Raw genomic sequence first — 7,606 nt, forward strand, 5'->3', positions numbered from 1 at the left:
ACGATGCGGATCTTGTCCTCGGCCGAGAAGTGCCGCCGGGTCTGCCGCCGGATGTCCTTCACCACCCGCTCGGCAGGGGCCTTGGCAGGCGATTTTTTCAAGGAGTGTTGGGACTTCATCTTCGTTCCTTCGTCACTACGACGAAGCCCTAACACTCCTTAAATCACAACCTCAAATCTGTGCCATTGGTGCTGACGGGGAACAGAAAGTGCCATTTGGGGGCCACGCCTTTCAGCTGATTTCAAGTGGCCCCCAGCATGGCCCCCAAAATCACCCGGCTAGAGGCGAATAACGGCGAACACTGGCGACCAAACCAGCGTTATTATTGGCAGATTTCTGAGGTTTTTACAAGCTTTGGCGGACGCTGGCGGATAGGCCAATGGTGCCCGGGGACGGAGTCGAACCGCCGACACCGTGATTTTCAGTCACGTGCTCTACCAACTGAGCTACCCGGGCATCGTGGCGCAGCAGTAGCGGCGCGCAATAGAAGCGCGCGTATGGCGAAGCCTGTCCGGGTTGTCCAGCCCCAAGATGACGGTTTCGCGTAAGCGGCTATTCCTCGTCTTCGGGGTCGATCGTCGGGCCGGGCAGCACATAGCCTTCATCGAGCCAGCGCATCAGGTCGCGGTCGCGGCAGCGCTGGGAGCAGAACGGGGTATGCGCCTCGCTGCGCGGCTTGCTGCAGATCGGGCACTTGCGGACAGAAGCGGGGCGGACAGGATTCGGGCTCATGCGGCCACGATCTGAGCGAATGCGCCGCCAAGCGCAAGGCCGCTATCCTCCTGCCAGCGCACCAGCCGCCCGGTGCGGCGGGCCAACTCCGCTTCCCACTCGGCCTGCACCGCGCGGCGCACCGCCGGATGCGCGCTGAGCAGCAGCATCCCCGGTCCGCTCACCCGCTCGGCCTGGCGCAGCAGCATGCGCGCCGCCGCGCCCGCGCCCGCTTGCGCATAGCGCGCGATCAATGATGGGCGTTCCAGCCTGCTGACGAGCTGGACAAAGCCGAAGCCGTTCATCGCGGTGCGCTCGCCGCGCCAATCGCTCAGCACTGCGGCGAGCGCGGCGTCGACGGCATGGCGGTCGCGCTTATCGGCCAGCGAGGGGAAATCGATGCCGATTGCGCCGCCGATATCGAACTGGCCCAGCGCGGCGACAATCGCCGGAACCGCAGCCAGCGCCAGCGCGGGCAGCGGCGGCGAACCATCGACATCGATCAGGGTCATCGCCGGGGTCGGGCTGATGATCAATCCGCCGCCGGGAAACGCCACTTCGCCGGATAAAGCATCGCTGACCAGATCGGACCAGCCGGCCTCGTCAAAGCTGCGATCGGTGATGGGCACGCTGCGCACCGGCGCGCCGGCGCTGCGCAACTCGGCGAGCAAGCTGGGGGCAGGGCAGGCGGTCTCGCCTGCCGTAGCCGGGCGCAGATGCGCCAGCTTGGATCGTCCGCGCTCGGCAATGGCGGCACGGGTCACGCGCACCATGATGCTCATGCCCTCGGTCAATGCGGGATCCAGCGCATCGATCAGCGCCTCGGTGCCACCGGGCAGGCGCATCACGCCGCGCCGGGTGCCGGGCATGCGGCTCAATAACTTGGCTTCGGCCACTGCACCTGCGCGCCATGCCTCGTCCCACACCACCCGCGCTGCGCGGATCGCGCCGCCTTCGATCAGGATTGCGCGCTCCTCGCCAATCCCGGCCTCATGCAGCCATTGCGCGCTGCGCGTCTCAGGCAAGCGCGCAACCTGCCGCGATTAGCAGCCGCCAGGTTTCATAGAGAGGGAGCCCGATCACGCCTGAATGGCTGCCAGAAAGCCAGATGCAAAAACTCTCGGCGGTGCCTTGGATGGCATAGCCGCCCGCTTTGCCGTGCCACTCGCCGCCCGCGATATAGGCGTCAACCTCGCCAGCGGAGAGCACCTTGAACCGCAGCACGGTCTCGCTCAGCGCGCTGCGCATCACCCCATCGGGGGTAAGCAGCGCGACCGCTGAAAACACCCGGTGGCGGCGGCCCGAGAGCACCGCAAGGCAGCGGCGCGCGGTCGCTTCGTCTTCGGCCTTGGGCAAAATGCGGCGTCCGGCGCCGACAACCGTGTCGCCCGCCAGGATCAGGCAGCCAGGCGCAAGCGCAGCAGCAGCGCGCCCCTTTTCGGCGGCAAGCCGGATCGCATGATCGCGCGGCAATTCGCGCGGGCGGGGGGACTCGTCGATATCCGCGGCGATCACCCGGTCGGGGATCACCCCCAGCCGCGCCAGCAGATTGCGCCGACGCGGGCTGGCCGAAGCGAGCACCAGCGGCGGGCAGGGAAGGGGGAGAGGAAGCGCGGCAGTAACTGGCGCAGCAGGTGTCACGCCGCAGCGGGGATCAGAACTGGCCCCCTCAGAATTGGCCCCCTCAGAATTGTCCGGGACCACCGCGACCGGGCATGAAGCGATAAGTGATGCGGCCTTTGGTCAGATCGTACGGTGTCAGTTCGACAAGCACTTCGTCGCCCACCAGCACGCGAATGCGGTTCTTGCGCATTTTGCCTGCAGTATGGCCAAGAATTTCATGATCGTTTTCGAGCTTCACACGGAACATGGCGTTGGGGAGCAGTTCGACCACCTGGCCGCGCATCTCGAGGAGTTCTTCTTTCGCCATAGGCGGTTTCAGTTGCCTTCTTCGTGGGAGCATTTGCAATGCAACGAGCGGGCAAATGCACGCACTCTGCTGGGCCATTAGCGCGGCATCGCGCAAAAGGGAAGCCCGCGTTGAACTTGCTGTGGTCTAACCTCAGGTGTTGCGGCTGCGCTGCAGAGAGCTACGCACCATCGGGCGGCGGCCGGGCGCTTCGCTGCCAGTCCATTGGTCGCTGAAATGGCGGACGGCGACGACCTGCTCAAGCGGCAACCTTTGATCGAACCGCAGTCCGCAGGCCATCCCCCGGAACCAGATGACTTCGCCAAACGCCTCGATGCCGCAAACGATGAGCAGGCCGCGCGCTCCGACAGCAGGCGCGACTTCGGCCAGCATGATCCGCGCCCCGCGCTGCGAAAGATTATCGAGGCGGCAGGATGTGAGGCCGCTCAAAAGCTGGATCTTGGCCGGAACTCCCAGCCGGACGCGCGCATCGTTCCGCCGAATGATGCGGGATTCGGGCTCACCGGGCAGATCTGCTGGCGCGGACATCGCGGCAAACGATAGCTCCGGGTTCTTGATGCTCTTGCCCTCGGCAACTAGGGGAAAACACGCATATCCTGGCTTTTCCGCGAATTGTCCGGCGCGGGGATAATCGCGGCGGCACTCTCCACAAAGGCGCATCGGCGGCCTATCTGCAAGGCAGCATGAGCAACGCGCAATCTCCTCCGGACCGGCAGTCCTCCGACCGTTTCAACGAGGATAAGGCGAGCTATACCCTGCGCGGCGCGGACCAGCCCGACATCGAGGCCGGGATTGCCGCGATCCGCGAGGTGGTGCAAACCCTGCGGCCACGCCCTGGGGTCTATCGCATGCTCGATGCGCGCGGCGATGTGCTCTATGTGGGCAAGGCGCGCGCGCTCAAAAACCGCGTGGCGAACTACACGCAAGTCGAACGCTTGCCCAACCGGCTGCGCCGGATGGTGAGCCAGACCCGCGCGCTGACAATTATCACGACCAATTCAGAAGCGGAGGCGCTGCTGCTCGAAGCGCAGCTGATCAAACGCTATCGCCCGCCTTACAACGTTTTGCTGCGCGATGATAAATCGTTCCCGTTCATTCTATTGCGCTCCGACCATGCGTTTCCGCGCATCCAGAAGCATCGCGGCGCGCGGCGGGAAAAGGGCAATTACTACGGGCCGTTTGCTAGCGCCGGATCGGTGAACACCACGATCAATGCGCTGCAAAAGCTGTTTCTGCTCAGAAGCTGCAACGATGGCTTTATGGCGCGGCGCGACCGGCCCTGCCTGCTTTACCAGATCAAGCGCTGCTCAGCCCCATGCGTCGATCGCATAACGCCAGAGGCCTATGGCGAGCTGGTGCGCCAGGCGAAGGATTTTCTCGGCGGCAAATCGGGCGCGGTGCAGAAAGAGATCGAGACGCAGATGGCGCAGGCCGCCGAAGCGCTCGATTTCGAAAGCGCGGCGATGCTGCGCGACCGGCTGCGCGCCGCGACATTTATCCAGGGCAGCCAGGCGATCAATGCCGAAGGCGTGGGCAATGCCGATGTCTTTGCGCTGGCGGTGAAGGGTGGGCATGTCGCAATTCAGGCCTTTTTCATCCGGGGCGGGCAGAATTGGGGCCACCGCGCGTTTTTTCCCAGCCATACCGACGGGCTGGACGAGGCCGAAGTGATGACCAGCGTGCTGGCCCAGCTCTACGAAGAAGTGCCGCCGCCGCGCCTGATCCTGCTCGATCGCGCCTTGCCCGAGGCAGACTTGCTGGCCGAGGCGCTGGCCGATGCGGCGGGCGGCAAGATCGAGATTTCAGTGCCCCAGCGCGGCGACCGGCGGCGGCTGATGGAGCAGGCGCAGCGCAACGCCACCGAAGCGCTGGAGCGGCGGTTGGCCGAAACCGGCACCAAGGCGCGGACGTGGCGCGAGATGGCGGAGTTCCTCGAGCTGGGCGAAGCGCCGCAGCGCGTCGAGGTTTACGACAACAGCCATGTGCAGGGCGCGCATGCGGTGGGCGCGATGATCGTGGCGGGGGCGGACGGCTTCATGACCGGCCAGTACCGCAAGTGGAACATCAAGACCGCGCAGACCAATGACGATTTCGGCATGATGCGCGAAGTGTTTGAGCGCCGCTTCACTCGCGCGCAGCAGGACGATCCCGAGCGCGATCAGGGCATGTGGCCCGATCTCGTGCTAATCGATGGCGGCAAAGGCCAGATGACCGCGGCGCGCGAGACGCTGGAAGCACTCGGCATCGAAGACGTTGCGCTGATCGGCATCGCCAAGGGGCCGCACCACGGGCGCGACGGGCGCGAGGTGTTTCACTTCCCCGACGGGCGCGAGAAAATGCTGCCCGAGGCCTCGCCCGTGCTGTTCCACTTGCAGCGGCTGCGCGACGAGGTGCACCGCTTTGCCATTGGCGCGCACCGCGCCAAGCGCAGCCGCGCGATCAGCGCCAGCCCGCTCGACGAGGTTCCCGGCATCGGCCCGGCGCGCAAGCGCGCGTTGCTGCTGCATTTTGGCACGGCAGGCAAAGTGCGCGCAGCCAGTCTGGAGGATTTGCAGCGCGCGCCCGGCGTCAGCGCTGGTGTGGCGCAACTGGTCTACGATTTCTACAATCCCTCGGCCTGAAGCTTATGTTTGCTTGGCGGAACCAATCGGCCGGATCAGCGCTTCCTGCGCGACATTGGCAATCAGCCTCCCATCCCGGGTAAAGATGCGGCCCCGATTGAAGCCGCGGGCATGTCCGGCCCATGGGCTGTCGCAGACATAGAGCATCCATTCATCGGCGCGGAATGCTTCGTGGAACCAAAGCGCATGATCGAGGCTGGCTCCCATCATCGTGCCTTTGATCGAGCTGAGCGCGTGCGGCAATGTGGCCGTGCCGAGCAAGGTCATGTCGCTGGCATAGGCCAGCACCGCGCGGTGCACTTTGGGATCATCGGGCAGCGGCGCGACCGCGCGGAACCACGTGTGGGCGAGCGGCGGTTGCGGATCGGGGTTCATCCAGTGGCGCGGTTCAACCGAGCGCAATTCGATCGGTCGCGGCTCCAGCATGATGCGGCGGGCGCGTTCGGGAAGCTTGTCGGCGTGTTCGATCCGCAAGTCGTGGTCGCTCGGCAAGTCTTCGGGCGGGGGCACGTCTGGCATCGTCTCGGCATGATGCACGCCGGGTTCGGCGCGGTGGAACGAGGCCAGCATCGTCAGGATCGGCCTGACTTCCCCCGAAGCATCCGGCTGGCTCGCCACGATCCGGCGATTGGAAAAGCTGCCGCCATCGAGATCGCGCTCAACCTTGAAATCAATGGCAAAATCCTCGTTGCCCCCGCGCAGAAAATAGGCGTGGAGCGAATGAACCGGGCGGTCCACCGCCACCGTGCGCTCGGCAGCCGCCAGCGCCTGCGCGATCACTTGCCCGCCAAAAACGCGGCCCACGCCGCCCTGCTTGCGCCGCCCTTCGAAATGGTCCGCGCCAGTGTCTTGCACATCGAGCAAGTGAAGCAAACGATCGACAAGTGCCGCACTATCGATGGGATCGGTCATGGCCAAAGCGCATGCCGCGCCCTGCCGTTAACGTCAACGCCCCACTTTGAGCTTGCGCAGCGCCCGCCAACCCGCCGCGCGCAGCCGGTTCCGCCCCGGCCAGCGCCCCGGCGCGCACGGCTTAATCCCGGCGCGGCGCAGCACGCCGTTGAACGCGCGCGCATCGGCCTCCTCAAAGCTCCACGTCGAACGCCACGTGATCGAGAGCGAAAGCCCCGGCAGCGGCCCATTGCGCACATGATGCGGCGCCATCACCGGCACATAAAGCGCCTCGCCGGGGGCCAGGCTCCACTCGGTGCCGCCAATCGCCAGCTCATCACGCCAAAACAGCTCGCGCCCGCCCCCGGTGTGATAGCCTTCGTGCGTCTCGTCGGGGGCATAGCTGGCGTCGCCCTGCGGAAACAGCGTCATCGTCTTGGCCCCGGCCAGATGCAGCAGGATATTGTGCTCCGGGTCGAAGTGATACGGCGTCACCCCGCCCGGGCTGGTGATGAACACAAACCCCTGCGGCCGCAGCATCGCCCCCGTCCGCGCCTCGATCACCGGGCGCAGCTCTTCCAGCAGCGCCAGCAAAAGGTCGCGGTAGGCGGGCACCTGTTCGATGTTCTTGAGCGCCGCCCAGCTGCCGGTCTCGGCAATGCGCCGGATCGTCTCACCGATGCCAAGGCCATTGGCCGGCGCCTTCGCCCCGTTCAGCCCCACCGGCAGATCGGCGCGGTTAAACTCGCGCGAAGCCTCGGGCAGCGCCTCGGCCAGCTGCGCCAGCGCTTCCAGTTCCAGCAGCGGATGCCCGCGCAGCCGATGCGCCAGCCTGTGCGGCACTTCGGGATAGCTCGCGGCAAAGGCCGCGCGCGCGGCCTCGTCAAACACCCCGCCCGTCATGCGATCCCCGCCGGATTGCGCGATAATTCAAAGGCGAGCAGCCGCTCGAACACCGCCCGGCGCGCGCTCCCGCCGATGGCAATCGAAAACCGCCCGATGGGCCGCCGCTCGCGCCACAGCGAATCGATCATCGGATGATCGGGCGCAGCGCAGCTATCCGCCCACGCCACATCCCCGCGCTCCAACAACGCTAGGTTTTCCAGCTGCAGCAGCACCCCCGGCGAAAACCGCGCGAAATCCTCGTCAAACGCGGTCTTGTAGGAAAAGGCCCCCGGCGGCGCGATCATGTTGACCAGCATCGCAATCGGCTGCCCGTCCAGCGCCAGGCTCAGCCGCTCGATCCGCCCGCGCGCCGCGCCATCGGCCACCGCCTCGCGAAACAGCCCCGCCGTCTCGGCGGCGCAGGCCAGCGCGCTGCCCGCGCCGCCCTTCCATCCGCGCGCCTCCAGGCTGAGGAACGCCTCGATCCATGCGTCCGCCCCCGCGCCGTCCTGCGCCCGCGCAAAGCTCAGCGCGCCCGCCTCGGCCAGCCGCGCATGCTGGCGGCGAA

Annotated in this window: 9 protein-coding genes and 1 tRNA gene; 1 reads left to right on the plus strand and 9 read right to left on the minus strand. The window is 66.1% G+C overall.

Going from position 1 to position 7,606, the window contains the following annotated elements; all coding sequences use genetic code 11:
- Positions 1 to 380 precede the first annotated feature (380 nt).
- From Q0O40_RS14490 to Q0O40_RS14515, 6 genes are all read right to left on the minus strand, one after another.
- Positions 381 to 456: transfer RNA gene (locus tag Q0O40_RS14490), tRNA-Phe, on the minus strand.
- A 96-nt stretch (positions 457 to 552) separates the two neighbouring features.
- A complete protein-coding gene (locus Q0O40_RS14495; protein ID WP_295531380.1) occupies positions 553 to 732 on the minus strand; it encodes a DNA gyrase inhibitor YacG in 180 nt (59 codons plus the stop codon).
- Positions 729 to 1,736, minus strand: coding sequence for a ribonuclease E/G (locus tag Q0O40_RS14500; RefSeq protein WP_295531383.1), 1,008 nt, complete (start codon positions 1,734 to 1,736; stop codon positions 729 to 731). Before Q0O40_RS14500 ends, Q0O40_RS14495 begins: the two co-directional genes overlap by 4 nt.
- The gene (locus tag Q0O40_RS14505; protein ID WP_295531386.1) at positions 1,729 to 2,352 is read right to left on the minus strand and encodes a Maf family nucleotide pyrophosphatase; all 624 of its coding nucleotides are present in this window, start codon (positions 2,350 to 2,352) and stop codon (positions 1,729 to 1,731) included. Before Q0O40_RS14505 ends, Q0O40_RS14500 begins: the two co-directional genes overlap by 8 nt.
- 43 nt (positions 2,353 to 2,395) lie before the next feature.
- Positions 2,396 to 2,641, minus strand: coding sequence for a translation initiation factor IF-1 (infA, locus tag Q0O40_RS14510; RefSeq protein WP_295531389.1), 246 nt, complete (start codon positions 2,639 to 2,641; stop codon positions 2,396 to 2,398).
- Between the two features lie 132 nt (positions 2,642 to 2,773).
- Positions 2,774 to 3,301 (minus strand): PilZ domain-containing protein, encoded by a 528-nt coding sequence (locus Q0O40_RS14515; RefSeq protein ID WP_295531392.1) that lies wholly within the window; start codon positions 3,299 to 3,301, stop codon positions 2,774 to 2,776.
- 23 nt (positions 3,302 to 3,324) lie between these two features.
- On the opposite strand from Q0O40_RS14515, the gene uvrC reads away from it, so the two are divergent.
- Complete coding sequence (gene uvrC / locus Q0O40_RS14520; RefSeq protein WP_295531395.1) at positions 3,325 to 5,262, plus strand: excinuclease ABC subunit UvrC; 1,938 nt, start codon at positions 3,325 to 3,327, stop codon at positions 5,260 to 5,262.
- A gap of 3 nt (positions 5,263 to 5,265) precedes the next feature.
- On the opposite strand, the gene Q0O40_RS14525 is transcribed toward uvrC, so the two are convergent.
- The 3 genes from Q0O40_RS14525 to Q0O40_RS14535 form a co-directional block, all read right to left on the minus strand.
- A complete protein-coding gene (locus Q0O40_RS14525; protein WP_295531398.1) occupies positions 5,266 to 6,174 on the minus strand; it encodes an acyl-CoA thioesterase II in 909 nt (302 codons plus the stop codon).
- Positions 6,175 to 6,207: 33 nt separating this feature from the next.
- Entirely contained in the window at positions 6,208 to 7,056 is an 849-nt protein-coding gene (locus tag Q0O40_RS14530) for a transcriptional regulator (protein ID WP_295531402.1), read from the minus strand.
- The coding region (locus tag Q0O40_RS14535; RefSeq protein ID WP_295531404.1) for a GNAT family N-acetyltransferase at positions 7,053 to 7,606 on the minus strand (554 nt) is incomplete at its 5' end. The genes Q0O40_RS14535 and Q0O40_RS14530, both read right to left, overlap by 4 nt.

The organism is Novosphingobium sp. Chol11 (genome assembly GCF_945870625.1).
Lineage (GTDB): Bacteria > Pseudomonadota > Alphaproteobacteria > Sphingomonadales > Sphingomonadaceae > Novosphingobium.